Origin of the sequence: Flavobacterium sp. MDT1-60 (genome assembly GCF_014844035.1) — a bacterium.
Taxonomy (GTDB): Bacteria; Bacteroidota; Bacteroidia; order Flavobacteriales; family Flavobacteriaceae; genus Flavobacterium.
On record NZ_CP062159.1, the window covers coordinates 460179 to 484673 of the forward strand.

The 24495-nt window shown below is 34.6% G+C and carries 25 protein-coding genes and 1 tRNA gene; 7 read left to right on the plus strand and 19 right to left on the minus strand.

The annotated features are described in order from the left end of the window. Positions 1-10: 10 nt before the first annotated feature. From IHE43_RS01865 to IHE43_RS01915, 11 genes are all read right to left on the minus strand, one after another. Positions 11-751, minus strand: a complete 741-nt coding sequence (locus IHE43_RS01865; protein WP_192186419.1) for a DUF2092 domain-containing protein — start codon at positions 749-751, stop codon at positions 11-13. Positions 752-769: 18 nt separating this feature from the next. Then, positions 770-2170 carry a DUF2252 domain-containing protein gene (locus IHE43_RS01870; protein WP_192186420.1) on the minus strand — a complete coding sequence of 467 codons (1401 nt, stop codon included), beginning with the start codon at positions 2168-2170 and terminating at the stop codon, positions 770-772. An 11-nt stretch (positions 2171-2181) separates the two neighbouring features. Then, the gene (locus IHE43_RS01875; RefSeq protein ID WP_192186421.1) at positions 2182-3633 is read right to left on the minus strand and encodes a DUF1254 domain-containing protein; all 1452 of its coding nucleotides are present in this window, start codon (positions 3631-3633) and stop codon (positions 2182-2184) included. A 40-nt stretch (positions 3634-3673) separates the two neighbouring features. Next, positions 3674-4504, minus strand: coding sequence for a hypothetical protein (locus IHE43_RS01880; protein ID WP_192186422.1), 831 nt, complete (start codon positions 4502-4504; stop codon positions 3674-3676). 101 nt (positions 4505-4605) lie between these two features. Next, the gene (locus IHE43_RS01885; RefSeq protein ID WP_192186423.1) at positions 4606-5622 is read right to left on the minus strand and encodes an HAD family phosphatase; all 1017 of its coding nucleotides are present in this window, start codon (positions 5620-5622) and stop codon (positions 4606-4608) included. 63 nt (positions 5623-5685) lie between these two features. Beyond that, on the minus strand, positions 5686-7326 hold the full coding sequence (locus tag IHE43_RS01890) for an arylsulfatase (protein WP_192186424.1): 1641 nt from the start codon (positions 7324-7326) through the stop codon (positions 5686-5688). Positions 7327-7851: 525 nt separating this feature from the next. Next, entirely contained in the window at positions 7852-9282 is a 1431-nt protein-coding gene (gene pyk / locus IHE43_RS01895) for a pyruvate kinase (protein WP_192186425.1), read from the minus strand. A 5-nt stretch (positions 9283-9287) separates the two neighbouring features. Next, positions 9288-9776: an IPExxxVDY family protein gene (locus IHE43_RS01900; protein WP_192186426.1), complete on the minus strand. Its 489-nt coding sequence runs from the start codon at positions 9774-9776 to the stop codon at positions 9288-9290. A gap of 125 nt (positions 9777-9901) precedes the next feature. Further along, positions 9902-10642 (minus strand): ribonuclease III, encoded by a 741-nt coding sequence (gene rnc / locus IHE43_RS01905; protein ID WP_192186427.1) that lies wholly within the window; start codon positions 10640-10642, stop codon positions 9902-9904. A gap of 9 nt (positions 10643-10651) precedes the next feature. Continuing rightward, positions 10652-11905: a beta-ketoacyl-ACP synthase II gene (gene fabF / locus IHE43_RS01910; protein WP_192186428.1), complete on the minus strand. Its 1254-nt coding sequence runs from the start codon at positions 11903-11905 to the stop codon at positions 10652-10654. Between the two features lie 238 nt (positions 11906-12143). Next, positions 12144-12380, minus strand: a complete 237-nt coding sequence (locus IHE43_RS01915) for an acyl carrier protein (protein WP_007137004.1) — start codon at positions 12378-12380, stop codon at positions 12144-12146. 175 nt (positions 12381-12555) lie between these two features. Between IHE43_RS01915 and purN the strand changes: the two genes are divergently transcribed. Both purN and rnhA read left to right on the plus strand, forming a co-directional pair. Further along, positions 12556-13140, plus strand: a complete 585-nt coding sequence (purN, locus tag IHE43_RS01920) for a phosphoribosylglycinamide formyltransferase (protein WP_192186429.1) — start codon at positions 12556-12558, stop codon at positions 13138-13140. Positions 13141-13334: 194 nt separating this feature from the next. Beyond that, positions 13335-13814, plus strand: coding sequence for a ribonuclease HI (gene rnhA / locus IHE43_RS01925; protein WP_192186430.1), 480 nt, complete (start codon positions 13335-13337; stop codon positions 13812-13814). Between the two features lie 55 nt (positions 13815-13869). Here the strand turns inward: rnhA and IHE43_RS01930 are convergent, their stop codons facing one another. Further along, the gene (locus IHE43_RS01930; protein WP_192186431.1) at positions 13870-14214 is read right to left on the minus strand and encodes a DUF6249 domain-containing protein; all 345 of its coding nucleotides are present in this window, start codon (positions 14212-14214) and stop codon (positions 13870-13872) included. Positions 14215-14555: 341 nt separating this feature from the next. Here IHE43_RS01930 and IHE43_RS01935 point away from each other — a divergent pair, with 341 nt between their 5' ends. From IHE43_RS01935 to IHE43_RS01950, 4 genes are all read left to right on the plus strand, one after another. After that, positions 14556-15143 (plus strand): RNA polymerase sigma factor, encoded by a 588-nt coding sequence (locus tag IHE43_RS01935; protein WP_192186432.1) that lies wholly within the window; start codon positions 14556-14558, stop codon positions 15141-15143. Continuing rightward, on the plus strand, positions 15127-15522 hold the full coding sequence (locus IHE43_RS01940; protein WP_192186433.1) for a hypothetical protein: 396 nt from the start codon (positions 15127-15129) through the stop codon (positions 15520-15522). The genes IHE43_RS01935 and IHE43_RS01940 overlap by 17 nt, the downstream gene beginning before the upstream one ends. A gap of 238 nt (positions 15523-15760) precedes the next feature. Further along, a complete protein-coding gene (locus tag IHE43_RS01945; protein WP_192186434.1) occupies positions 15761-16684 on the plus strand; it encodes a PfkB family carbohydrate kinase in 924 nt (307 codons plus the stop codon). A gap of 81 nt (positions 16685-16765) precedes the next feature. Then, complete coding sequence (locus IHE43_RS01950) at positions 16766-18664, plus strand: amidophosphoribosyltransferase (protein ID WP_192186435.1); 1899 nt, start codon at positions 16766-16768, stop codon at positions 18662-18664. 822 nt (positions 18665-19486) lie between these two features. Here the strand turns inward: IHE43_RS01950 and IHE43_RS01955 are convergent. The 4 genes from IHE43_RS01955 to IHE43_RS01970 form a co-directional block, all read right to left on the minus strand. Further along, positions 19487-20095 carry a superoxide dismutase gene (locus tag IHE43_RS01955; protein WP_056189506.1) on the minus strand — a complete coding sequence of 203 codons (609 nt, stop codon included), beginning with the start codon at positions 20093-20095 and terminating at the stop codon, positions 19487-19489. A 138-nt stretch (positions 20096-20233) separates the two neighbouring features. Then, positions 20234-20908: an aminoacyl-tRNA hydrolase gene (gene pth / locus IHE43_RS01960; protein WP_192186436.1), complete on the minus strand. Its 675-nt coding sequence runs from the start codon at positions 20906-20908 to the stop codon at positions 20234-20236. A gap of 527 nt (positions 20909-21435) precedes the next feature. Beyond that, positions 21436-22047 carry a 50S ribosomal protein L25/general stress protein Ctc gene (locus IHE43_RS01965; RefSeq protein ID WP_056189501.1) on the minus strand — a complete coding sequence of 204 codons (612 nt, stop codon included), beginning with the start codon at positions 22045-22047 and terminating at the stop codon, positions 21436-21438. Between the two features lie 57 nt (positions 22048-22104). Then, a complete protein-coding gene (locus IHE43_RS01970; RefSeq protein ID WP_056189498.1) occupies positions 22105-23046 on the minus strand; it encodes a ribose-phosphate pyrophosphokinase in 942 nt (313 codons plus the stop codon). 300 nt (positions 23047-23346) lie between these two features. On the opposite strand from IHE43_RS01970, the gene IHE43_RS01975 reads away from it, so the two are divergent. Further along, positions 23347-23426: transfer RNA gene (locus IHE43_RS01975), tRNA-Leu, on the plus strand. 124 nt (positions 23427-23550) lie between these two features. Here the strand turns inward: IHE43_RS01975 and IHE43_RS01980 are convergent. The 3 genes from IHE43_RS01980 to IHE43_RS01990 all read right to left on the minus strand — a co-directional run bounded on the left by IHE43_RS01980 (position 23551) and on the right by IHE43_RS01990 (position 24474). Next, positions 23551-23691: a hypothetical protein gene (locus tag IHE43_RS01980; RefSeq protein WP_192186437.1), complete on the minus strand. Its 141-nt coding sequence runs from the start codon at positions 23689-23691 to the stop codon at positions 23551-23553. A 130-nt stretch (positions 23692-23821) separates the two neighbouring features. Continuing rightward, positions 23822-23995: a hypothetical protein gene (locus IHE43_RS01985; protein WP_192186438.1), complete on the minus strand. Its 174-nt coding sequence runs from the start codon at positions 23993-23995 to the stop codon at positions 23822-23824. A gap of 17 nt (positions 23996-24012) precedes the next feature. Next, positions 24013-24474, minus strand: a complete 462-nt coding sequence (locus tag IHE43_RS01990; RefSeq protein WP_192186439.1) for an OsmC family protein — start codon at positions 24472-24474, stop codon at positions 24013-24015. Positions 24475-24495 lie beyond the last annotated feature (21 nt).

Genomic DNA, 24495 nt, shown 5'->3' on the forward strand with positions numbered 1-24495 from the left:
CTTTTAAAGATTATTTAGTGTTTTCTCTGGGAGTCAATTTTACTTTAGATGCTTTTGGCGGTGTAGTAAACTCAAACATGGTATCCGGATAATCGGTGTTTACGGTCCAGTCTTTATAGACAGCTTCATATTGCGGTTTTTCTTTTTCAGAAGTATAAATAATGACCATTTTTACAGGAAGAAACAAATCGTCATTGCCGATCCAAAACTGAAAGCTTTTTGTTTTATCAGTTCCGGCAATATGAAAACATTCACGTCCTTCAACAGTAGTTTTACCCAAAAAAATTAAATTACCCTGATCTGAAATCAGATCCTGCAAAAAAGTAGGATAGAAGAAATCGGCACCGGGAAATTCAATTCCGAATTTTTTACTGATCTCATCAATCGTTTCAATTACAGATCCGGGAGCAGTTGTAAAACCGTATGTATTATTGTCAAACGAGTAATAATTTAATTTTTTACCGTCATACCACAAACCACGATTTCCTTTATCACCGGATGAAGTCACTTTCATTTTATCGGGAAACTTAATCGCCACTTTTTCGGTTACGGCATGTTTTATAAGTCCCAGATTATCATTCGGTACATCATAGGTTGTCACGGCTGTAAAACTGCAGGACTTTAGATCCTGAAAAGTTTCGCCTGTGCGGTGCAGGAGAAAAACAGCGGTTGAGTCTATGCGCTGTGTCTGGCCAATTGTTGTGATGGTTAGCATCACTAAGCCTATCAAAAATAATTTTTTTTTAGTCATCTTCTATTTTATTAAAAATTAGATTTCTGTTGAAATTGGCAATCTGCCGTCTTTTATTGCTTCCAGCATTTTAGTGTAATCCGCTTCGTTTTGATCTGCGTACGAAATTGAAAATCTCGCTATAGCATTGGCAAATTCGTTACTGTTGCCAATATAACCGGATAGTATCGAAGGGTCTCCTGTACGGGCGTGCGCTCTTGCAAGTGCCCATCCGCAGGCTTTTGCATAATCGGCCATGTTTTTGGCTTTCATAATTTCCAAAACCGGTTTCACTTTTGCATCACGAAGCTGTCGGATATAGAAAAATTTATCCTGACTATCGTTTGTCCATCCTAAAAAAATATCCGACGCAGACTGCATCAACTTTTGTCCTCTGACAATTCGTTCGCCTTGATGGCTGTATTTACCTTTTGCTTTAACATGAGGCTCTAAAACGCTCTGTCTCGCCTCCTTAAACTGCAGGAAAATAGGTTCGCCCGTAGCCGACATCAATAAACTAATACCGCAAAGTGTTCCCACACTTCCAACTCCCACTATTTTGATGGCAAAATCGTGTAAAGCATATCGGCTTAGTAATACTTTTTTTTCGTCAGATAATGTTTCCATATATCTTTTATGAATAGTTACAGCTTCACTTTCAAGTCGCTGCCATTCTTTCCCTGTTGGATGAAAAATTAAAGGCGGATCATCTTTTATTCGGGCACGGGTACCTTCCTGATAAGTCATTTTAGCAAACTCCTTTTCATGAGCTGTAAATTCTGATGCTTTTTTTAATCTCTTCTGTTGAAATTCTTTTAGCTCTTCGTCGTCTCCTTTTTCAATAAGTTCGGCCAGATCAATATCAGCATACCAAATTTGAAGTGCTGATAATTGACTATAATCTAACATGTTCCTTTTATAACTATCAGCAACATGCCAGGCAAATTCTTTGCAATTTTTACTCGAGAATTTTCTCCACCTTCCGGCAATTACAAAACTTGATGCCAACCTTTTAAGATCCCATTCCCAAGGTCCCGGAAAAGTTTCATCAAAATCATTAATGTCAAAAACTAATTTTCGCTCGGGAGTTGCAAATCCGCCAAAATTCATCAGATGACAATCGCCGCAAAGCTGAAGATCAATTCCTGTATTTGGAGTATTTTCCAAATCAGCGGCCATAATTGCAGCGGCACCCCTGAAAAAAGTAAACGGACTTTCCATCATTCGCCTGTATCGTAATGGTACCAAATTATCTATTCTTCCAATACTGGTTTTGATCAGAATGTCAATGGGATCCCGACGATTTTCCGGCGGATTCCATTCCTGCTGGGAAGAACGGGGCGTCGTTTTTCTGAACGCTGTACCTTTCGCATACCGTTCTGCTTTTGATGCCACCGGATCAAAAGAATTCTCAATGCTATGTTCGAATTCTTTGGACATATAAATTGTTTTTATTTCACTTCTTCAGCATCGCCCATTTTCCAAACTTTATCAAAAAATCCTTTTTCCGGACCATAGAAACGAGCCAGTAATTCAAATTTTCTCTTTGGATCTGTAGGCACCCAATTTGATTCTTTTCCTGCAGGAGCGGTAGCACCAAAATAAATATCCACAGAACCGTCTGCATTTTTTTGAAGTCCCGGAGTTGTAGAAGCACGACTAGAGTATTTCATTCCTAAAATCAAAGCATGAGTCTCACGGTCATAAGCCGTAACAGACCAATATAATTTTATTGGAACTTTTGCAGGCAAATGAAGCTTATACAATTTTGAACCATTAAATTCCTGCCCATCTTTATCCTTAATTGTCATTAAATAATATTGACCTGTTCCTAGTTTTTTAGCACTAAAATAAGCCATTGAATAACTGATTGCCCTTTCATCAACAGGATAAAGATTAGGAGCCAGATAATTTGACATAATCGCTTTAACTACATCCTGAGAAGCAGGCAATGCCCAATTTGTTCCTTCATAAAATGGAGGCGTAAAGATTTTTTCATACTTGCTATCAATCCAGTGATGTGCATCTTTAATTGCTGCATTTAAGATTTCCTGCCTTCTGGCATCGGCCTGAAAAATTTTTCCTTTTTCAATTCCGATAGTTTTTAACTGATCCAGCATTGCTAAGTCCCTTGTCAGCCAGGGTTCTCTTTGCACAAACTGATTTAGTACCTCAAAGAAATGAACGTTATACGGAATAGTATTGCTAAACGGAACGTCAATCAAGTCAACAAACGCTGTTGGCGGTGGATTATCGGCCTCAGAAAGGGGGTATATTTTTACTTTTTTTCCATACTCAACTGCTCTTTTTATATCATTTGGACTTCCGTCTGTTAAATTCGATCGAAGTATCGCAAAACCTGTGTAAGTAGAAGATTGAAGCGGAATATAACCTATTGGTGGAACATCTTTATAATTGGGAGGTAAAATAAGATACTTACCGCCTTTGCCTTTGTCAAAACCTGCCGGGCCAAGATCTTCTATTGCAGTTTGCCAGCCGTCATCTAAACTTCCCGTTAAAGATGAGACGCCTTCAACTGGTGGAATTTCTAAAACTACGGGGCCTTGTCTGGTATCGTATAGCGGATTTATATAAATTACGTCCGGATTTGGAGTTAACGTCTGATTCTTTGAACTAATAAGTCCTGACCAAAAAATAATCTGATTATAATCTCCTTTTGCTTTTAAAAGACTTTCGTGCAGCAACTCCGAATTAACGGCAGGCATTCCCCAAATAACCGCTTCGATTGCACGATTGTAAACTATTTGCTCCTCAAAATCTGCAGGTTTAAATACGGCTGTTCCTGTAGTATCAATAACTACGCTGGTTTCATTTATTTTTGTCGATTTAGTACAGGATACTAAAAAGCAAACTGTTACAAGTATTAAAATTCTTGATTTCATATCTTATTTTTTAATGATGAAAGAAACTTAAAGAAACGACTTACGAACCTGGAAATATAAATGATACAACGGCTCTTAATCCCCAATCAGGTCTTATGTCTGAATGACCTACTATTGGTATTAGAGGCATAACTGCAAACTGCATCGTTTGATCTCCTAATTTTGTAATAGCTCCGACATTTGGACTCAGCGTTATTAGTGTTGTATTTCCTTCCCAATTTTGCGTAATTTCTGAAGTAATACCTAAACTTGCACCACTTTTATAACTATGTGTTAGAAATATTTGTGTGTAAAATTGATTAAAATCGGCTCGATCTTCATTTCCGGCCACGGACCAAATTTGATTGGCTAAAAAACCTATCGAAAGTCCTTTTCCCTGATGCATAACCAAGACACTTGGACCAATACCAAATTTTTCTGTTCCTAAAAATTTTTCAGTAGCTGTTGGTACTAAAAAAGCAGGACCAACTCCCAGGATAATCCCCTTGGTTTTAGGAGCAAAAAATGCCGTTACTGTTGCATCGCTTAAACCGAATTCATGTTTGTTTTCTCCCGTAACATCTTGTTGATCTACTACTGGCAGAATATAACGTGTAATTAAATTCAAGTTATCACTCAATTTAAAAGGAATTACAGGCTGGATATTTATTTGATATTTTGAACCGTTATAGGGACCAATACCATAAGTTAGATTATTCTGTAATGGGACACTGATCAAACTTGCTACAGGATTGGCCAGTTTATCTGCCAACTCCTGCGCACTCGATCCGGATTTTGCAGGTTCTTCTTGTGCAAAAGCAGAAAAATTTAAAAGAAAAACAATTGCAATAAAAGAAGATTGAATTGAAATAGAATACCTTGGAAGTTTCATGATTATTTTCTTTTAAAAGATTTTTACCCATTCTTAAAATCAAAAAAGAAACAATTTCAGCAGTTAAAAATTGTTTCTTTTCAACACTAACTAACTAAAAATTATTTAGTTGAAAATATTGTTTTCCAATCGTCTTTCATACTGATTACATGATATTTGTATTTGGCAGCAGTATTTAAGGATAAATTATCTTTTTCCTGATAATTGTATTCTCTGATAGAATCGTTATGGTTTACGATCATTTGAAACGAAGGGTATTTGCTTCCCTGAGAATACCTAAGCATAGCAAGATCTCCTGCTCCACCTTCGTTTCCACAGGCAAAAACAGGTCTTTGTCCAATATGAAGTTGTATTCCAACAGGTTTTCCTGCTTTGTCATCTAATAAGTCTAAAGCAGGCTCTCTTTTGATACTATTAGTTGCATCGTCAAATGTGTATTTGAAAGAAGTTCCAACTACCTGTTCTTTTGGGATTCCGTAGAAATCAGCTGATATTGCTCTTACTAATTCGATCGTTCCACCCGTTACAATGAAAGTTTTGAAACCATTTGCACGCAAATAATTCAAAAGCTCCAATTGTGGCTGGTATCTGATTTGTTTTAAAGGAACATTTTTACCAGGATATTGGGCTCCGGCAAAAAACTCTTTTACAGAAGCTTCAAATTCATCTTCTGTCATACCGGTATGTGTTGCGGCAACTAGTCCAACTAATGCTTTTTCGCCTCCTTTTTCAAAGAAAGTTTTGTCTTTTTCTACAACCGCTTTAAAGGGCTGTTTTTGAGCTAAAGCAGGATTTGCTTCGACCATTTTTTTAACTCTGTAAAAAGCGAATAATTCCTGAACATAGGGTTTTTCAGCCCAAAGTGTTCCATCATTATCAAAAGTGGCAATTCTGTTTTCAATTGGAATAAAATCAGCACTTCCTTCTTTTGTCACTTTTGTTACATAAGCTATAATATCACTTTTAAGTGTACCGTCGTTCCAGCTTGGCAGCGGGTCACTGCTATTCGCAACTACTGCTGTGCTGTCTTTAGGATTGACAGTTGTGGCATTTTCATTTTTTTTACATGAAACCAGTAAAAATAAAAATAGCGGGACTATATATGTATTTCTATACATGATTTTGATTTTTAAATTAATGGAGCCTGAACTATGAGAATTCAAGCTCCATTTTGATTTATTTTATTTTTTCTTTGAAGTTCCTTGTCCGCTATTCAATGCTTTTTGCATTTTAATTTGTTCCAGTGTTTCATCCATAATAGTGTAAGGAGAGAAACTTGGCGGAATAGAACGAGGTGGATATTCTCTAAACGTTCCTGCAAAATCTACTACGTCCTGAATCATTCCATAAGCTGAACCCACATGGTTTAGTACCCAGTCCCAATATGTATTTGAAGTTATATCAGCTCTTTCATAAGGATCCTGATAAAGATTAAATATTTTTTGCAATCTCAATTTGGTGAACGGTTCTGCCCAAACCCCCATTGTTCCTTCTTTACGTTGTTCTGCAAAGACATATTTATAATCTCCTTCACGTAAGCCAACCAGAAGTCCATCATCATCAGAATAAAAGAATTTATCTCTGGCGCTTTTTGCAGTACCACGTAATAAATTAGACTGATCAAAACCATCTAAATGTACTTTATAGGTATTACCATTTGCTTTATAACCTGTTAAGGTTTTTTTTACTAAATCTGGTTCACCTGCAATAGAAGCTAATGTTGGCATCCAGTCGTTATGACTCATTAACTCATTAGTCACTTGGCCCGGTTTAATTACTCCAGGCCAACGTACTAAACAAGGAACTCTAAAGGCACCCTCCCAGTTGGTGTTTTTCTCAGAGCGGAATGGTGTCATTGCAGCATCTGGCCAGCTATTCATATGAGGTCCATTATCTGTAGAATAGACAACAATCGTATTATCAGCAATACCAAGATCATCCAATACTTTTAGCAATGTTCCAACGGTAATATCATGTTCGATCATACCATCATTATATTCGCTGTCACCATGTGTATATTTACCACGATTTTCAGCTCTCACATGTGTACGTAAGTGCATACGTGTACCATTCCACCAAACAAAAAATGGTTTTCCTGCAGCATTTTGTCTTTTGATAAAATCAATAGCTGCTGCAGAGGTCTCATCATCAACTGTTTCCATTCTTTTTTTAGTAAGAGGTCCGGTATCTTCGATTCTTTGTTTTCCAATTTTTCCAAAACGAGGATCAACAGTTCCGTCATCTGTATTGGTTGCAGTACATTTTAGCACCCCTCTTGGGCTATATTTTGCTAAATAAGCAGGATCTTTAGGGTAATCCGGCAATTCTGGTTCCTCCTCAGCGTTTAAGTGGTAAAGGTTTCCAAAGAACTCGTCAAAACCATTTACTGTTGGTAAATTTTCATTACGGTCTCCAAGATGGTTTTTACCAAATTGTCCTGTAGCATAGCCTAAATTTTTCATGATACCACCTAGTGAAGGATCTAATTGGCTCATACCCATAGGTGCACCAGGATAACCAACTTTAGTTAATCCGGTACGAATTCCATGTTGGCCTGTAACTAGTGCGGCACGACCGGCCGTACAACTCTGTTCTCCATAATATTGTAAGAAGCGTTCTCCTTCATTGGCAATTCTGTCAATATTAGGAGTCATGTATCCCATCAAACCGCTACTATAAGCACTAATATTACTTATCCCAATATCATCTCCCCAAATTATTAGGACATTGGGTTTCTTGGTATTTTGCGCCTCAACTTGAAATCCCGTGAAGCCAACTAATGCAAAAAGTAATAATGCATTTTTAAATCTAATTTGTTTCATGATACTAAAATTTGTTAATAATTCTCTTGTACAAGTGGACATTATAAAATCAAAAAATATTTCTTACTAAATGCTAATCAAAAAAAACAGAAGCAGCTCGTTGCATTTTTTAAACTATGTTTAGAGTATTTTTTAGAAGGATTTGCAACAAGAATTTTCTTAACATTTAATAAGCATCTCAAAATTAGATAATAAAAAAAGGAAGACCCGCATTTAAAAGGACTGACATTGTTTCATTTTATAACTTGAAACATTAAAAACATTTAAAATCGCTCTATTAGGTTTCATTTTATAAAATGAAACCTATAAATTATTCAAATTAGCTGGTTAATTTTTTAATCTGATTTTTTGAAAATAAAAAGCGTAGAAAAAACACTTTTTAAAATTGTAATTTTTTTTAAACTTTTTTGTGAAGAAATTCTTTTTCGCAATAAAAAATCGACCTGTTACGATTTAGCTTTTGAGCAAAAAAAAAGCCATTCGACGCATCGAATGGCTTTGTATATTATAATCTTAAAAAGAAAATTATTCTATTTCAGAAACTCTCATGGTATTAACCATTCCTTTATCCTTAATTGGCATTGCAGCAAGATTGATCAAATAATCACCTTTTACAACAAATCCTTTTTGTTTTGCGATTTCGTTAACATCAGTTACAGTATCATCTGTACTCTCATCTTTATCATAGAAGTATGATTTCACTCCCCATAATAAATTCAATTGTGTTAAGATTCTTTTGTTTGAAGTAAACACCAAAATATGCGAAGATGGTCTCCAAGCCGAAATTTGGAAAGCTGTATAACCGCTATTTGTTAATGTACAAATTGCTTTTGCTTTGATTTCATTTGCTAATAAAGCTGCCTGGTGACAAACTGTTTTAGTAACAAAACGTTTTGTTTTAATTTGTGGTGTATTTTGCGGAACCTGAATTAGCGGAGAATCCTCAACAGCTTCACAAATTTGAGTCATTTTTTGGATTACTTGTACCGGATAATTTCCTGTAGCAGTTTCTCCAGACAACATTACAGCATCAGCTCCATCCATTACAGAGTTTGCAACGTCATTTACCTCTGCTCTTGTTGGAGTCAAACTTGTAATCATTGTTTCCATCATTTGAGTCGCAACAATAACAGGAATTCTGGCTATTTTAGCTCTACGGATCAAATCTTTTTGTACCAATGGTACTTCATGAGCAGGAAGTTCAACTCCAAGATCTCCACGAGCTACCATTAAACCATCGCAATATGCTATAATTTTATCCATGTTATCAAGAGCTTCCGGCATTTCGATTTTAGCAATGATTGGAATTTTAACATCAGAATGCTTAGCGATCAATTCTTGTAAATCTTGTAAATCGCGAGGTGTCTTTACAAACGAAAGCGCGATCCAGTCTACTTTTTGTTCAATAGCAAAAATTGCATCTGCAATATCTTTTTCAGTTAAAGCTGGTAATGAAATTTTTGTGTTTGGAAGATTAACCCCTTTTTTAGATTTTAATTCTCCACCCTGAATTACCTTAGCAACAACTTCTGTTTTTTTATCAGTAGAAATAATTTCGAAAATAAGTTTTCCGTCATCAAGCAAAATACGCTCACCCGGATTAACATCATTTGGGAAATTTTGATATTTCATGAATACTTTAGAAGCAGTTCCTAAAATATCTTCTGCAGTTGTAAATGTAATTAGATCACCATCATGAACTACAGTTCCCTCTTCCATTACACCAACTCTAAGTTTTGGTCCCTGCAAATCTCCAAGGATTGCAGTTGTGTAACCAAACTCTTCGTTAAGGCCTCTAATAATATTAATTTTATCTTTTACTCCTTCGTAATCAGCATGCGAAAAATTGACTCTAAACACATTAACCCCTGCGTCGATCATATCCTTGATAATCTCTCTCGTACTACATGCAGGCCCTAGCGTAGCAACAATTTTGGTTTTCTTGTTTGTTAACATTTTTTTTAAAAAATTAGATTGTTTTTTGATTTTATTTTATTGGTATCCACAGCATATATTGCTGCAATACTTTCTATTGAATTTAATTGTTGCTGAATTTCTGAAAAATCGACAGCCTCATCGCTATTGTCTATTTTCAGGAAAAAATCTACCTTTTTGAATTCAGGAAGTAAATGAATTGTTGTCGAAACCTCACTTGTTTCATGAGAAAACAAATTCTGGAAATCATTCGTACTCACAGAAATGATTTCATTTTTATTCTGAATCAAATTCCAGGAAATGGCTTTTTCAGAATCATAGTAATAAAATCTGGAAAAATTTGCTTCGCCTTCCTTAGTCTGAGCATGGATCTCGTTTTTGCTCTTACTTAAGTTTATCGGAAGGTTTTTATTGATAAAATAGGCCAGTCTATAATCTTCTAATGAAGTATGAATTGCCATTAAATAATAATCAATCTCGTCAAATTCGTCTAAATCCAATCTATGAATAGCCATATCATGAAAAATCAAGGTGTAAATATACTATTTCTAACGGAGCATCAATAGTTAAGATGTGCTTGTTTTTGTTAATTTATAAACGAAAACGTTATAGCTTTAAGAAAGTAACTGTATTTTTGTAGTTATTTCTTATCTATTTTTTCCTGAAATGCAAAATAAGCTCTTTGTGATGCTTTTTCTTCTGCTTTCTTTTTTGAAGTTGCTCGCGCTCTTGCGATTACTTTATCGTCTATACTTAATTTGACACCGAACAGGCGTTGTCCGTCAATACCATTATCTTCAAAAATGTCATAATGAAAGACCCTCTTCTCTTTCTGACACCATTCAATAACTAAACTTTTATAACTAATTACCTTTCCTTCAAGTCGGGCAATATCGACATAAGGAGTCACTACTCTTTTTTGTATAAATTTTTCGCAAAAAGCATATCCTTTATCCAGGTAAATAGCTCCAATAAGCGATTCAAAAATATTACCATGAATATTTTCTCCAAAATGCTGAATAGGCACTTTACTCTCTACAAAGCGCACTAAATTCAAATCTTTGCCTAATTCATTCAAATGCTCGCGACTTACAATTTTTGATCGCATTTTGGTTAGATAACCTTCGTCTCCATTTGGTGCTTTATTAAATAAATGTGCAGCAATTACGGCACTTAACATAGCATCTCCTAAAAATTCCAGTCGTTCGTAATTAATTGGGTTTCCAGATTCATCTAATTTATTTGAAGATCTGTGCGTAAATGCTTTCTTATAAAAATCAACATTTGCAGGCGGAAAACCAAGTATTTTCTGAATAGTGTCAAAAAAAATCCCGTCTTCTAGAGAACGGGATTTAGAAAATATTTTTTTGATAATATTCATATACAGAAATTAGTCAACTAATTTTTTAAACAATACACAAGCATTGTGACCACCAAAACCAAAAGTGTTACTCATGGCAACATTTACTTCTCTTTTTTGAGGTTTGTTTAGTGTAAGGTTCAATGCAGGATCAATTTTTTCATCAACTACTGTATGGTTAATCGTTGGAGGAACAATACTGTGTTGCATCGCCAAAATTGAAGCAATTGCCTCAATAGCTCCGGCAGCACCAAGTAAGTGACCTGTCATTGATTTTGTTGAGTTAATATTGATGTTTTTTGCATGCTCACCAAATACGGCGCTAATTGCTTTTAATTCGGCTACATCTCCTAATGGAGTAGAAGTTCCGTGTGTATTGATATGATCAATATCTTCAGGATTCATTCCAGCATCTCTCAATGTATTTTTCATTACTGCAATAACACCAATTCCTTCCGGATGCGGCGCAGTTAAATGGTAGGCATCAGATGACATTCCTCCTCCTCCAATTTCACAATAAATTTTTGCGCCTCTGGCTTTAGCATGTTCATAATCTTCAAGAACCAAAGCTCCTGCTCCTTCTCCTAATACAAAACCATCTCTGGTTCCATCAAAAGGTCTTGAAGCCGTTTCCGGACTTTCGTTTCTTGTAGATAAAGCGTGCATAGAGTTAAAACCTCCCATACCAGCAATGGTAATAGCAGCTTCAGAACCACCAGATACAATAATATCACACATTCCTAAACGGATGTAGTTGAAAGCATCAATTAATGCATTTGCAGAAGATGCACATGCAGAAACCGTAGTATAATTTGGACCCATATAACCATTACGCATCGAAATGTGCGCAGGAGCAATATCGGCAATCATTTTAGGTATAAAAAACGGATTGAATTTTGGAGTTCCGTCACCTTTAGCATAATAAATTACTTCTTCCTGAAAAGTTTCTAAACCTCCAATTCCTGCTCCCCAGATAACACCAACTCTTGTTTTATCGACATTATCATCTGTAAGTCCTGCATCTTTGATAGCTTCATCACTGGCAGCAATTGCATATTGAGCAAATTTATCCAATCTACGAGATTCCTTGCGATCCATGTAATCTTCAATGTTGAAGTTTTTTACTTCGCAGGCAAATTTCGTTTTATGCTTCTCTGTATCATAATATGTTATAGGAGCCGCTCCGCTAACCCCATTCACAAGTGCATTCCAATAATCCTGGATATTATTCCCGATAGGAGTAAGTGCACCTAATCCTGTTACAACAACTCGCCTTAATGCCATAAATATGTATTTTGTACTTTAAACAAATAAAACCCACGCTTTCTTAATTGTATTGTTACTTAAGAGCCATGGGCATTACAATATAAATATATCTTTTTGATTGAAAACCAATCGAAATTTAAATTTTAAAAAAAATAATAACACCCGATCCTTAGAAATTACAAAAATCAAAAGTCAAATTCCAATTGGAACTTGGAATTTCAAAAATTGGTATTTTTAGAAACCGGGTGCAGTATTATTATTTTTTAGCTTCCTCGATATAAGAAATAGCTTGACCAACAGTAGCAATGTTTTCTGCTTGATCGTCTGGAATTTGAATATCAAATTCTTTTTCGAATTCCATAATAAGCTCAACAGTGTCTAATGAGTCAGCTCCTAAATCATTAGTGAAGCTTGCTTCTGTTACAACTTCGTTTTCGTCAACACCTAATTTGTCTACGATAATCGCTTTTACTCTTGATGCAATGTCTGACATAATCTTTAATTTTAGAATTTAATTTGTTGGCAAAAATAAAAAACTTTATTTTAAAACAACTATTTAGTTTATAAATGTAACACTAATTTATAAAATTAATTTCAAGAAAGCCCTTTTAATACTATTTATTTTCGATTTTTATTCCGTTTTTTGCATTCTCAAAATAAACTCGATTATGAAAAAAATTATTGTTTTTGCCTCAGGATCAGGAACTAATGCAGAAAACATTATAAAATATTTTGCAAAAACTAAAATTGCAAATGTGGTTTCGGTATTTACCAACAATGCTTCGGCAAAAGTCATCGAAAGAGCAAAAAATCATCAAATTCCAGTCGAAATCTTCTCAAAAAACGAACTTTTAGAGCGAAATGTCTTACAAAAAATACAAGAAATCGACCCGGATCTGATAGTTCTGGCTGGTTTCTTATTGAAGTTTCCTGAAAATATAATCGAGAAATATCCTAATAAAATCATTAACATTCATCCGGCGCTTTTACCTAATTATGGAGGCAAAGGAATGTACGGAATGCACATACACAGGGCTATAGTGAATAATAAGGAGAAAGAAACCGGAATTTCAATTCATTATGTAAATGAAAATTATGATGAAGGCGGTATTATTTTCCAGAAAAATGTAGCCTTAACAGAGGAAGACACTCCGGAAACAGTAGCCGAAAAGATTCATGAACTGGAACAAAAGTATTTTCCGGAAATTATTCAGGCAGTACTGGAAGATTCAGAAAAAGAAAATTCCAATTAACAAAAATTCCAAAAAAATTAAACCATATAAGTAATATAAGTAAATATAATAGCATGTCTAATCTTACTGCCTTAAAGAAATATAAGCTTTAATAATCTTATTTTTCTTATATACCAACAAAGGCTCATAGACAAAGTTTAAAATGAACTTATATCACTTATATGGTGGAAAGAATATGGTGAAAAAAAACAACGATGACTCACGAAGTACACATATATACTGATGGCGCTGCAAAAGGAAATCCCGGAAACGGAGGTTATGGTGTGGTAATGGAATTGGTTGGAACGCCACATAAAAAAGAATTTTACGAAGGTTTTCGTTTGACTACTAATAACAGAATGGAACTTTTGGCTGTGATTGTTGGCTTGGAGAAATTGAAAAACCCAAATATGAAGGTTTTAGTTATTTCGGATTCTAAATATGTTGTGGATTCTGTTGAGAAAAAATGGGTTTTGGGTTGGGAGAAAAAGAAATTTGCCGGAAGAAAAAATGCCGATTTATGGAAACGCTTTTTAATTGTTTACCGCAAACACCAGGTCAATTTTAAATGGATAAAGGGCCACAATAATCATCCTCAAAACGAACGTTGTGATCAATTGGCTGTTATGGCATCCATGCAACCTACTCTTTCTGTTGATGTTTATTATGAAACCATCGGTTCAAAAATGGAATAAAAAAACGCATCAGGAATATTTTCCTGATGCGTTTTAAGATACTAACTTAGAAAATTTATTCTTTATCTAAATCCTTCGCAGTTCTAAATCCGCCCAATAAGCCAACTCCCGCCATTATAAATATGATAGAAGGATAAACCGCATCATCATCTAAAGAAGTATAGGTTGTAATTAATAAGGCTAGAAAAATTCCAACCCCGCTTCCTATTAATAAGAAAGCCAAATTCACAACAAAAACTTTCCACGCAGGGCCTTTCCCAGCTCCTTTTAAAAAGATACTTGCATCAACGCCTTTTTCTATAAGCGCCATACGCTCTCTGTTTCTAGTTGAGAAAAAAAGATAGACAATCCCGAAGATCATCAAAAACATGCTAATTGGTATTAAAATTTCTGGTCCCATAATAATTTTGTTTATTTAATTGATTGATACTTCATAGGACGACTGGTTTTAAATTTAGGTTACAACAAATTGAAAAAATTCTAAAAAAAGAAACTTAAAATTCCAAAAGTTACTGATTATCAGTTAATTTTGGATTATTAATTCTTTTTAATGTGAAATATATTGCCACTTTTTTTCATCTCGACGGAGGCGAGATGACGATATTACGTTTAAGTCTGTATCGGAAAATTGGAATTTGGAATTTAATTATTGGAATTTAATTTTAAGGTTGGAATTTGAAAATTGAAATTTATTTTTCAATTTCTTGTAACCTAAACAAACAAACCATCGTCCTATATAATATGAGTGCAATCAGTGATCAACATTATATCGATAAAATCCTTCAGGGCGAGACCAATTCTTTTGCCGTGCTTGTGGATCGTTATAAGGATATGATTTTTACTTTGGCATTGAAAATGATTAAAAACAGAGAAGAAGCTGAAGAAGTTGCACAGGATACTTTTATTAAAATTTACAGTTCGTTGAGCAAGTTTAAAGGCGATTCGAAATTTTCGACATGGATTTATAAAATAGCTTATAATACGTGCTTAGATCGTTTGAAGAAAAACAAAAAAGAAGATCTTAATATATCGATAGATGAATTTTCGGCACATTTAATTAAAACGATGGATAATGCCCTGAGTGCTTTGGAAGATAAAGAACGAAAGCAGACAATTCAAAATTGTTTGAATTTGTTACCGAGTGAAGAGAATTTCCTGCTAACTTTATTTTATTTTGAAGATCAGAGCTTAGAAGAAATCGGAAAGGTTATGAATATTAATGCTAACAATGTCAAAGTAAAATTATTTAGAAGCCGACAGAAATTAGCGGTAATTTTGAAAAAGCAATTAGAACCAGAAATAGTAGCGTGTTATGAAAGAGAACGATAAAAACATAGAAAATCTTATTGATAAAATGATGGCCGAAGATACTTTGGAAACACCATCTTTTGACTTTACTTCAAAAATAATGGCTCAGGTTTTAGTGGCCGAAAAAAGCAAAATTAAAAACTATCAACCTTTGATTTCTAAATCGACCTGGGTTTTCATTGGCATTTGTTTAGTAGCTATCGCAATTTATTCTTCTCTTTTTTCAGTGCCCGAAAACAATTTGGAAATCGGAAAATCATACACAGACAATCTTTTCGCATTTTTCTCCGGAATTCATCTTTCAAAAAACATCTTATATGCTTTTATGGTTGTTCCTTTTATGATTCTAATTCAGATTGGGTTATTGAAGAATTATTTTGATAAGAGGTATCAGTTGTAGACTCTTTTATTCAATTATTAATTTGAAAACATTCAAAGCATTTTTCGAAAATAAGTATTGCATTTTAAATCCAAAAAACATATTTTAATCCTTCAAAAGATTCAAATATAATACTCTCATTTACAATAGTTTTAGCCCCGCAAACGATATTGTTTTTTTATGAAAATTTTGAGAACCTAAACCGTTGCAATATTGTAACTTATGAAGTATCTTTGCACCCTAATTCGAAATTCATAAAATGAATAAATTATTGATTGTTGGAACGGTTGCTTTCGACGCGATTGAAACTCCTTTCGGAAAAACAGATAAAATATTAGGTGGTGCTGCAACATACATTGGTTTATCAGCATCCTTTTTTAACTTGCAATCGGCCATCGTTTCTGTAGTTGGCGACGATTTTCCCCAAGAACATTTAGATCTTTTAACTTCAAGAAATATTGATATCTCTGGTATCGAAATTGTAAAAGGCGGAAAAACCTTTTTCTGGAGCGGTTTATATCACAACGATCTAAATTCAAGAGACACTCTAATTACTGAACTAAATGTTTTGGCAGATTTTCAGCCGAAAGTTCCACAAAATTATAAAGATGCTGATGTTGTGATGTTAGGAAACTTACATCCTTTAGTACAAAGCAGTGTTTTAGATCAAATGGAGAAAAAACCAAAATTAGTAGTTTTAGACACTATGAACTTTTGGATGGACTGCGCTCTTCCTGAATTATTGGACGTAATCAAACGTGTAGACGTTATTACTATTAATGATGAAGAAGCAAGACAACTTTCAGGAGAATATTCATTAGTAAAAGCAGCAAACAAAATCCAGGAATTGGGACCAAAATATGTGGTAATCAAAAAAGGAGAACATGGTGCGCTTTTATTCCATAATAGGGAAGTGTTTTTTGCACCGGCTTTACCATTAGAAGATGTTTTTGATCCAACAGGAGCCGGAGACACTTTCGCGGGTGGGTTTTCCGGATTCATTGCACAAAGCGAAAACATTTCGTTTGGCAATATGAAAAATGCAATTATTTACGGTTCGAATTTAGCTTCATTTTGTGTGGAGAAATTTGGAACAGAAAGGATGGAAACATTAAGCAAAGCAGAAGTAGCGATTCGATTACAGCAATTTAAGTCGTTAACTCAGTTTGACATAGAAATATAATGCCCGAAAGCCTCGATAACACGGGGCTTTTTTTATTACGTTAATACACACAACTTACAACAACACAAAATACAAAACACAATGAGCGACGCTTTAAAACACGAATGTGGTATAGCCTTAGTTAGACTTCTTAAACCGCTTGAATATTACAAAGAAAAATACGGAACTGCTTTTTACGGGATACAAAAAATGTATCTGATGATGGAGAAGCAGCACAACCGCGGTCAGGATGGCGCTGGTTTTGCAAGTATTAAATTTGATGTTGAACCTGGTGAGCGTTATATCAGCAGAGTTCGTTCAAATCATGCACAGCCTATTCAGGACGTTTTCAAACAAATTAATGAGCGTATTAATGAGGAAATGACAAGTCATCCTGAATACGCAAATGATGTTGCCCAACAAAAAGCAAACATACCTTATATTGGAGAACTATTTTTAGGACATGTTCGTTACGGAACTTTCGGAAAAAACAGTATCGAAAGTGTTCACCCATTTTTACGTCAAAGTAACTGGATGCACCGTAATTTGATTTTGGCCGGAAATTTTAACATGACAAATGTTAAAGAACTTTTCCAAAATCTGGTAGAACTTGGACAACATCCAAAAGAAATGGCTGATACTGTAACGGTTATGGAAAAAATTGGCCACTTCTTAGACAAAGAAGTAATGCAACTTTATCAGGACTGTAAACAAGAAGGTTATTCTAAAAGAGAAGCTTCTCCTGTAATCGCAGACCGATTGGATATTGCAAAAATATTAACCCGTTCAGCAAAAAATTTAGATGGAGGTTATGCAATGGCCGGATTATTAGGTCATGGTGATGCTTTCGTATTTAGAGATCCTGCCGGAATTCGTCCAGCTTATTTTTATCAGGATGACGAAGTAGTTGTTGTAGCTTCTGAAAGACCTGTTATTCAAACTGTATTTAATGTTCCTTTTGAAAGTGTTCAGGAAATTGATCCGGGAAATGCTTTGATTATTAAGAAAAGTGGAAAAGTTTCGATGGAACAAATCCTGGAACCAACCGTTAAAAAAGCATGTTCGTTTGAAAGAATTTATTTTTCAAGAGGAAGTGATGCTGAAATTTATCAGGAACGTAAAAATTTAGGAAAACTAATTTTACCTGCTGTTCTTAAATCAATTGACAGCGACACAGATAACACTGTTTTCTCTTATATCCCCAATACGGCCGAAACATCCTTTTATGGTTTAGTTGAAGCTGCTCAGGATTTCTTAAATCAGAGAAAAAACAATTATATTTTAGAAAACAGAAATACACTTACAGCCGAAACACTTCAGGAGTTATTGGCAGTAAAAATCCGTACGGAGAAAGTGGCTATCAAAGATGCTAAACTTAGAACCTTTATTACAGAAGACAGCAGCCGTGACGATTTAGTTGCTCACGTTTATGATGTAACTTACGGTGTTATCAAACCAACTGATAATTTAGTTATAATCGATGACAGTATTGTTCGTGGTACGACTCTTAAAATGAGTATCATTAAAATGATGGATCGTTTGAAACCAAAACGTATCGTAATTGTTTCTTCGGCACCACAAATTCGTTACCCTGATTGTTACGGAATTGACATGGCAAAATTAGAAGGCCTTGTTGCTTTTAGAGCTGCTTTGGCTTTATTGAAAGAAAGAAATTTATATCATATTGTAGATGAAGTTTATGCTAAATGTAAAGCTCAGGAAAACTATGTTGATACTGATGTGGTAAATTATGTAACAGCAATATATGATCAATTTACACCGGAAGAAATTTCAGATAAAATTGCAGAAATGTTAAGTTCACCTGAAATTAATGCAGAAGTAAAAATAATTTTCCAAAAAGTAGAAGATTTGCATATTGCGTGCCCTAAAAACCTGGGAGACTGGTACTTTACGGGAGATTATCCTACCCCTGGAGGAAATCGTGTAGTGAACCGTGCATTTATGAATTTTTACGAAGGAAAAGACGCAAGAGCGTATTAAAAGTATTAACAAAAGGTTAAAATGTGCATTTCATCGGTTTTTTTTGCCGTTAATCCTATATGTTTGGCAAAACCGAAAAGCTAAATTACTTTTGGGACACCATAACATTAGTAGGTTAAGTTTATGGTAGATTTGGGGCAAAAAGGGTGGAAGCAATTCCACCTTTTTTATTGGAGTAAACTGAAATATAGCGCTTTAAAAATTTAACACACTTAATCGGATATATTTGCCATTCGTCTAAAAAGTTTTTAATATACATACAACTACCATACATTTACTAAACCATAACATTAGTAGGTTAAGTTTATGGTAGATTTGGGGCAAAAAAGGCGGAAGAGATTCCGCCTTTTTTATTGGAGTAAACTGAAATATAGTTCTTTAAGAAGTTTTAACACACTTAATCGGATATATTTACCATTCGTCTAAAAAGTTTTTAATATACATACAACTACTTTACATTTACTGAACCATAACATTAGTAGGTTAAGTTTATGGTAGATTTGGGGCAAAAAAGGCGGAAGAGATTCCGCCTTTTTTATTTTATACATAGAAAGGAGTAAAGAATAAAGAGAATAGAGTAAAGATTTTAGAACATAGTTTAAAACCATTCACAATAAAAAAGACAGATAGCTATCAGGCCATCCGTCTTTTTTCTTTACTCGTTATTCTATTCTCTTGAGACTAAGAGTAAAGAACAAAGAGAATAGAGTAAAGGATAAAGATTTTAGAACATAGTTTAAAACCATTCACAACAAAAAAAGACGGATAGCTATGAAGGCCATCCGTCTTTTTTCTTTACTCTTTATTCTATTCTCTCTTAGACTATTTGTCTAAAGCATATCTTCTTGCCACTTCTGTCCAGTTAATTACATTGAAGAAAGCTTCGATATAATCTGGTCTTCTGTTTTGGTAGTTTAAATAGTAAGCGTGCTCCCAAACATCCATTCCTAAAATTGGAGTTCCACCGCAACCAACTTCCGGCATTAATGGATTGTCTTGATTTGGAGTTCCGCAAACGTCTAATTTTCCACCTTTTTGCACACATAACCAAGCCCATCCTGAACCGAATTGTGTAGCACCTGCTTTAGCAAATTTTGCTTTAAATTCTTCAAAAGTTCCAAAAGAAGACTCAATTGCAGCTAATAAATCACCTGTTGGTAATCCGCCACCGTTTGGAGTCATTACAGTCCAGAATAAATTGTGGTTGTAGAAACCTCCACCATTGTTACGAACTGCAGCGTTTGATTTATCTAAGTTGATTAAGATGTTTTCGATTGTTTTTCCTTCCAAATCTGTACCAGCGATAGCTGCGTTAAGATTTGTAGTATATGCATTATGATGTTTAGAATGGTGAATTTCCATTGTACGTGCATCAATATGTGGTTCTAATGCGTCATATGCATAAGGTAATTGTGGTAGTTCAAAAGCCATGATATTATGATTTTTATGGTTTATAATAATTTATCCAAATTTAAACATTTAACTTTGGAATAGAAAATACTATTTTGTTATAATTGAATTTAATTAATTGATAAATCGTTTTTTTAACCTCTAAATAGTTGTAAATCTTTATTTTCCATTAAAAGTGGTCATGGTATTTTCTAATCCGGCGGTTCCGAATGATTTAATAATTTCTGAAGACACTTCTAAACGCTCCGTTAATTTTGCTTTTTCTTCTTCATCCCAATCGCCTAAAACATAGTCAACTTGTTGTCCTTTTTTAAATTGATCACTAATACCAAATCTGAAACGGGTATATTGTTGTGTATTTAAAACAAGGTTGATGTTTTTAAGTCCGTTGTGGCCTCCATCGCTTCCTTTCGGCTTAATTCTAATCGTTCCAAAAGACAAGTTTAAATCATCTGTAATGACCAGAATATTTTCTAACGGAATATTTTCTTTATCCATCCAGTATTTTACGGCTTTACCGCTTAAATTCATATAGGTGTTTGGTTTAAGCAGAAAAAAGCTTCTTCCTTTAAATTTATATTCGGCAAGTGCGCCGAGCTTTACCGTTTCGAATGAAAGGCTTTCTTTTTTGGCGAAAAAGTCAAGGACTTTAAAACCTATGTTATGTCTTGTATTTACGTATTCGGCACCGATATTACCAAGTCCTACGATTAAATATTTTTTACTCACGCTTTTTATATTGTTTTTTGGGTGTTCGTGAACCTCCGGTTTCATATTGCCTATGTTCTCTTCTTTTTGTGTTGATGAAAACAGTTTTGTTATCCATTTTATCATGATGCAAAAATAAACTTAATTAGGGAATGTGCCAATTGGTTAATTAGATAATTAGGAAATATGGCAATTAGACAATTTGATTTGTATTGTCATTAACCGCAATGAGCGCAAAGGTTTTACGCAAGGTACGCTAACAATGGCACGCGGATGACACGGATTCAAACTGATTTATACTAATTTTATTGCACTTTTATCCTGTTGACATAAAAGCACTTTGCCCTTTGAATCTTTGAACCTTTCTTATAAAAATGAATCATTCTTGCTAGCCCTGACAGCAGCGGTATCCTTTTTCTTGCTCCTTTAGCAAGGAAAAGATATAGCGGATGGCAGGAACGTTGTGTCTTGAAAAAACCGGAAACCTTCTGCTTCTAAAAAAACAAATTAGATAATTGTATTTAAAGAGCTCCGATTTCGTTTAGTCTGACATCGAGGAAAAAACTTAGGATCTCAATACCTTAGAAACTTAGAACCTCAAAAAAAAAGCACCAATCTTTCGATTGATGCTTTTTGTATTGATTTGAAAAAAATTATTTTTTCTTTCCTTTTGCAGGAGCTTTTGCAGCTTTTGCAGCTTCTTGAGCAGCTTTCATAGCAGCACGAGAGATTCTTACTTGTGCAACAACTGTGTTCTCTGGGTGCATCACTTTGTATTCTGGAGAACCAACTTTAGTAACGTACAATTTGTTACCCATTTCAAGTGGAGTAATGTCAGCTTCAACAAAATCAGGAAGATCTTTAGGTAAAGCTTTAACTTTTAATTTACGAGTGTTTAAACGTAAAACACCACCTGCAAGAACACCTTTAGATGTACCAACGATTTTTACAGGAACTTCCATAGTGATTTCCTTATCATCAAATAATTGGAAGAAGTCAATGTGTAAAATTTTGTCAGATACCGGGTGGACCTGGATATCTTGTAAAATTGCATTGAATGATTTTCCTTTTCCAAGCTCAATCACAACTGTGTGTGCGTTTGGAGTGTAAACCAAGTTTTTGAACGCTGCAGCGTCTGCTGAGAAGTGTACTGCTTGATTTCCTCCGTATAATACGCAAGGAACCTGTCCAGCATTACGTAAGGCTTTAGTTGACACTTTGCCCACGCTTTCTCTTTCTGATCCTTTAATTGTAATCGATTTCATTGTAAAAAAAATATAGTTATTAATAAATATTCTAATTTGCTTAAAGCTTACTGCTTCTTACATTATAAATTTTCCACTAATGGAATTGTTGTGGTGCACCATGTGCATAACTTCAGCAAAAAGAGGTGCACAACTCACTACTCTAATTTTCTTTGATTCTCTCTTTAACGGGATTGAATCGGTAACTATTAATTCGCTTAATTTCGAATTTTCAATTTTTTCGTAAGCTCCACCTGATAAAATGGCGTGTGTACATATTGCTCTAACACTTAATGCTCCTTTTTCGATCATTAAATCTGCTGCTTTTGCTAATGTCCCACCAGTATCGATCATGTCGTCTACTAATATTACGTTACGACCTTTTACTTCACCAATTAGTTCCATAGTGTCTATAACGTTGGCTGCTTTTCTTTGTTTGTAACAGATTACTACATCTGATTCTAAAAACTTAGAATAAGCATATGCTCTTTTTGAACCTCCCATATCCGGAGATGCAATTGTTAGATTCTCTAATTTTAAACTTTCTACATATGGTAAAAAGATGGTAGATGCAAATAAATGATCTACTGGTTTTTCGAAAAACCCCTGAATTTGATCTGCGTGCAAATCCATTGTCATTACTCTTGTCGCTCCGGCAGCATCTAATAAATTAGCTACTAATTTTGCTCCAATCGGAACTCTTGGCTTGTCTTTTCTGTCCTGTCTTGCCCAACCAAAATAAGGCATAACAGCTGTAATATGTCTTGCTGATGCACGTTTTGCTGCATCAATCATTAATAACAATTCCATCAAATTATCAGCAGTTGGAAAAGTTGAACACACTATAAAAACGCGTAATCCCCTTATTGATTCTTCGTAAGATGGTTGAAATTCTCCATCACTATACGTTGACATCGTTACTTTGCCTAACGGAATTCCGTAATGATCGGCAATTTTTTCTGCAAGATAGACACTTTGTGAACAAGCAAAAATTTTAGCTTCTGGTTCTAGGTGCGACATTATAATTTGTTGTTTTTACTCCGCTGCGCTCGTACAATTCGGCTTGACCATTTTTGGTAAAACAAAACGTGTATAAATGCCTCGAGTGTAGTTAGTTGTGTGTGCGTCGTTTTAACGAGGTGCAAATTTAGAAAATTTATTGGACACTGAAAGGAAAAATTTAAGTATTTTTAGTAGAACATTTAATTTAATTTTTTACATTTGCACCGTGTTAAAGGAATAAGCACAGTTATGACCTCATAATTACTTATTCTATTGCGTTAAAATAACTGATTTATTAGTTGTTTTTTCGTCTGCTAAGCCCGGATGGCGGAATTGGTAGACGCGCTGGTCTCAAACACCTGTGGGAAACCGTGCCGGTTCGACTCCGGCTCCGGGTACAAAAACCTCTTCATAACTGAAGAGGTTTTTTTGATTTTATGCAGTTTCATTTTCTTAAAAAGTACACGACTTATAAAAAGAGACAGGCTTCCGAACTGTCTCTTTTGTTTTAAAAATTAATCCTTAATCCTTTGGCTTATGTATATGAGGCTTCAAATCAGGGTGTTTTGGCTGATTTGGCGGATTAACCCGTCTTCTTTCATCTGGTTTTCCGTCTGGTTTGTTAGGTTTTGGGCCTGGTTTAATTGCTTGAATTTTTTCCATAATAAACGTTTTTAAGTAAATATTATTTTCGATAAGACTTACGATAAGTCTTGTATTACAAAAACAAATAACATCAATAAAACTATCACCATACTACGGAAAACCATAATCAACTAATAAATTACACGATTCAATCCTTTCTATTGAATAAATGAGGAAAATGTTTTTTAGTTTCTTTCATAACATCTTGATGCGAATGCAATTTCCCATTTGTAACATCTTCTAAACCTCTATCTATTGCTGCCTTCTGAGCATCACTTAATAATGTTTTATTTTTTTCATTTAATTGAATAACTTTTTTCATAACTAATTTATAAAGTTTTAACCCTCACAACTCGCCTCATGCAAAACTGGAAAATTACAGGAATTAGCAATAAAACAAAGTTGATTGGCTTTCTTATGAAGTTCTAATGCCAATTCAATTTTATCCGAATTTGAGATTTTTACTTGAGGCTTTAATCTAACCTCAACAAAGCGTCCGCTTCCATCTTCAGAAACTTCAAGTGTTGCTTCAGCGTTGTCTGAATATTCCAAAACTTCAATTCCGTTTTGAGAGCATACATATAAATACGACATCATATGACAGGAAACTAAGCTGCTCAACAACAAATCTTCAGGATTATATAATGACGGATCTCCTTTGAAAGCTTTTGCTGCCGAAACATTTAAAATAGGTTTACCTTCAATTTTTATTTGATGAGTTTTACTGGAGAATTTTGAAGCTGATTGTTCGGGATTTGGGCTTGAAGTCCAGTTTGCTTCTGCTTTAAATAAATGTTTCATTTGCTAAATTAAGATTTTATA

Coding starts and splice junctions, on each gene's coding strand:
- IHE43_RS01865 (WP_192186419.1), bottom strand. CDS start 751: ATGACTAAAAAAAAATTATTTTTGATAGGCTTAGTGATGCTAACCATC.
- IHE43_RS01870 (WP_192186420.1), bottom strand. CDS start 2,170: ATGTCCAAAGAATTCGAACATAGCATTGAGAATTCTTTTGATCCGGTG.
- IHE43_RS01875 (WP_192186421.1), bottom strand. CDS start 3,633: ATGAAATCAAGAATTTTAATACTTGTAACAGTTTGCTTTTTAGTATCC.
- IHE43_RS01880 (WP_192186422.1), bottom strand. CDS start 4,504: ATGAAACTTCCAAGGTATTCTATTTCAATTCAATCTTCTTTTATTGCA.
- IHE43_RS01885 (WP_192186423.1), bottom strand. CDS start 5,622: ATGTATAGAAATACATATATAGTCCCGCTATTTTTATTTTTACTGGTT.
- IHE43_RS01890 (WP_192186424.1), bottom strand. CDS start 7,326: ATGAAACAAATTAGATTTAAAAATGCATTATTACTTTTTGCATTAGTT.
- pyk (WP_192186425.1), bottom strand. CDS start 9,282: ATGTTAACAAACAAGAAAACCAAAATTGTTGCTACGCTAGGGCCTGCA.
- IHE43_RS01900 (WP_192186426.1), bottom strand. CDS start 9,776: ATGGCTATTCATAGATTGGATTTAGACGAATTTGACGAGATTGATTAT.
- rnc (WP_192186427.1), bottom strand. CDS start 10,642: ATGAATATTATCAAAAAAATATTTTCTAAATCCCGTTCTCTAGAAGAC.
- fabF (WP_192186428.1), bottom strand. CDS start 11,905: ATGGCATTAAGGCGAGTTGTTGTAACAGGATTAGGTGCACTTACTCCT.
- IHE43_RS01915 (WP_007137004.1), bottom strand. CDS start 12,380: ATGTCAGACATTGCATCAAGAGTAAAAGCGATTATCGTAGACAAATTA.
- purN (WP_192186429.1), top strand. CDS start 12,556: ATGAAAAAAATTATTGTTTTTGCCTCAGGATCAGGAACTAATGCAGAA.
- rnhA (WP_192186430.1), top strand. CDS start 13,335: ATGACTCACGAAGTACACATATATACTGATGGCGCTGCAAAAGGAAAT.
- IHE43_RS01930 (WP_192186431.1), bottom strand. CDS start 14,214: ATGGGACCAGAAATTTTAATACCAATTAGCATGTTTTTGATGATCTTC.
- IHE43_RS01935 (WP_192186432.1), top strand. CDS start 14,556: ATGAGTGCAATCAGTGATCAACATTATATCGATAAAATCCTTCAGGGC.
- IHE43_RS01940 (WP_192186433.1), top strand. CDS start 15,127: ATGAAAGAGAACGATAAAAACATAGAAAATCTTATTGATAAAATGATG.
- IHE43_RS01945 (WP_192186434.1), top strand. CDS start 15,761: ATGAATAAATTATTGATTGTTGGAACGGTTGCTTTCGACGCGATTGAA.
- IHE43_RS01950 (WP_192186435.1), top strand. CDS start 16,766: ATGAGCGACGCTTTAAAACACGAATGTGGTATAGCCTTAGTTAGACTT.
- IHE43_RS01955 (WP_056189506.1), bottom strand. CDS start 20,095: ATGGCTTTTGAACTACCACAATTACCTTATGCATATGACGCATTAGAA.
- pth (WP_192186436.1), bottom strand. CDS start 20,908: ATGATAAAATGGATAACAAAACTGTTTTCATCAACACAAAAAGAAGAG.
- IHE43_RS01965 (WP_056189501.1), bottom strand. CDS start 22,047: ATGAAATCGATTACAATTAAAGGATCAGAAAGAGAAAGCGTGGGCAAA.
- IHE43_RS01970 (WP_056189498.1), bottom strand. CDS start 23,046: ATGTCGCACCTAGAACCAGAAGCTAAAATTTTTGCTTGTTCACAAAGT.
- IHE43_RS01980 (WP_192186437.1), bottom strand. CDS start 23,691: ATGGAAAAAATTCAAGCAATTAAACCAGGCCCAAAACCTAACAAACCA.
- IHE43_RS01985 (WP_192186438.1), bottom strand. CDS start 23,995: ATGAAAAAAGTTATTCAATTAAATGAAAAAAATAAAACATTATTAAGT.
- IHE43_RS01990 (WP_192186439.1), bottom strand. CDS start 24,474: ATGAAACATTTATTTAAAGCAGAAGCAAACTGGACTTCAAGCCCAAAT.